1 protein-coding gene is annotated in these 549 nt (G+C 60.7%); it reads left to right on the top strand.

Translation table 11 applies throughout. The features are described 5' to 3' along the window. On the top strand, nucleotides 1–549 hold a 549-nt coding region (locus F2P45_RS34435), incomplete at both ends, for a phage late control D family protein (RefSeq protein WP_187367263.1).

Genomic DNA, 549 nt, shown 5'->3' with positions numbered 1-549 from the left:
TCCAGTACGACGAGACCGACGAGCACTTCACCTGCCGCCTGATGGAAAAGTACGGCCTGTTCTATTACTTCGAGCACAGCGCCGGCAGCCACATCATGGTCATCAGCGACGATTCCTGCAACGCGGGCTTTTGCCCGCCGCAAAAAGGGCACGCGACGGTCAAGTTCAATGGCGGCAACCGGGTTCACAAGGAAGATGCCGTGACGGCGTTCACGGCCGAGCGCATGGTGCAGTCGACCAAGATGGCCTTGAACACCTTTAACTTCAAGGAACCGAACACGATCCAGCTGGTCGAGCAGCCCACCGTGGCCGAGCAGGGCGACGTGCCGAAGATGGAAGTGTACGACGGCAATCCGGCGTTCTTCTACAAGAACAAGGGCGAGGGCAAGGCCGAAGCCAAGCAGCGCCTGGAAGTGCTGGAGTGGCAGGCCAAGATTTTCACCGGCACGTCGGATTGCCGCGGCTTTGCGTCGGGTCACACCTTCAAGCTGACCGAGCACCACTGGTTCGAGCAGGGCGGCGGCGACAACGACTTCCTGGTGCTGTCGG

The organism is Massilia mucilaginosa (assembly GCF_011682145.1).
Classification (GTDB): Bacteria; Pseudomonadota; Gammaproteobacteria; order Burkholderiales; family Burkholderiaceae_D; genus Telluria_A; species Telluria_A mucilaginosa.
The sequence above is the reverse complement of the archived record's forward strand: the minus strand, read 5'-3'. Positions and strand labels throughout refer to the sequence as shown.